The sequence below is a fragment of the Shewanella abyssi genome (genome assembly GCF_023284025.1).
Lineage (GTDB): Bacteria > Pseudomonadota > Gammaproteobacteria > Enterobacterales > Shewanellaceae > Shewanella > Shewanella abyssi.
Map to the genome: position 1 here is coordinate 1 of NZ_JAKIKR010000119.1, position 1,343 is coordinate 1,343.

The following is a 1,343-nucleotide window of genomic DNA, read 5'->3' on the forward strand; positions in this document are numbered from 1 at the left end:
GGCGAGGGAGTTTTTCACTCCCTTTATCGTTACTCATGTCAGCATTCGCACTTCTGATACGTCCAGTGTGGGTTACCCCTTCACCTTCAACCGCTTACAGAACGCTCCTCTACCGCTTGCTAGTAAACTAGCAAACCCATAGCTTCGGTGTATTGCTTAGCCCCGTTAAATCTTCCGCGCAGGCCGACTCGACTAGTGAGCTATTACGCTTTCTTTAAATGATGGCTGCTTCTAAGCCAACATCCTAGCTGTCTAAGCCTTCCCACATCGTTTCCCACTTAGCAATAACTTTGGGACCTTAGCTGATGGTCTGGGTTGTTTCCCTTTTCACGACGGACGTTAGCACCCGCCGTGTGTCTCCCGAGTAGTACTCATTGGTATTCGGAGTTTGCAAAGGGTTGGTAAGTCGGGATGACCCCCTAGCCTTAACAGTGCTCTACCCCCAATGGTATTCGCTCGAGGCGCTACCTAAATAGCTTTCGAGGAGAACCAGATATCTCCCGGTTTGATTGGCCTTTCACCCCCAGCCACAAGTCATCCGCTCATTTTTCAACATAAGTCGGTTCGGTCCTCCAGTTGATGTTACTCAACCTTCAACCTGCCCATGGCTAGATCACCGGGTTTCGGGTCTACACCTTGCAACTAAACGCGCAGTTAACACTCGGTTTCCCTACGGCTCCGCTATTCGCTTAACCTCGCTACAAAATGTAAGTCGCTGACCCATTATACAAAAGGTACGCAGTCACGGTCTCAAGAACCGCTCCCACTGCTTGTACGTATACGGTTTCAGGTTCTATTTCACTCCCCTCACAGGGGTTCTTTTCGCCTTTCCCTCACGGTACTGGTTCACTATCGGTCAGTCAGGAGTATTTAGCCTTGGAGGATGGTCCCCCCATGTTCAGACAAGATGTCACGTGTCCCGTCCTACTCGTTTTCACGTAAAGTTAGTTTTCATGTACGGGGCTATCACCCTGTGCCGCTGTGCTTTCCAACACATTCCACTAACACCCTCTACGCTTAAGGGCTAATCCCCGTTCGCTCGCCGCTACTAGGGGAATCTCGGTTGATTTCTTTTCCTCCGGGTACTTAGATGTTTCAGTTCCCCGGGTTTGCCTCTATAACCTATGAATTCAGTTATAGATACATGCTTATGCATGTGGGTTTCCCCATTCGGACATCGTTAGCTCAAATGCTTGTTACTAGCTCGCCAACGCTTTTCGCAAGTTACTACGTCCTTCATCGCCTCTGACTGCCAAGGCATCCACCATATACGCTTAGTCACTTAACCATACAACCCAAATAAGTCTCTATGAGAGATATCCGTTGTTTCAAGCGGGTAAGCT

The 1,343-nt window shown here is 49.1% G+C and carries 1 rRNA gene; it reads right to left on the minus strand.

What is annotated here, in order from left to right:
* Positions 1-1,288, minus strand: a 23S ribosomal RNA gene (locus L2755_RS21970); the annotation flags it as partial.
* Positions 1,289-1,343 lie beyond the last annotated feature (55 nt).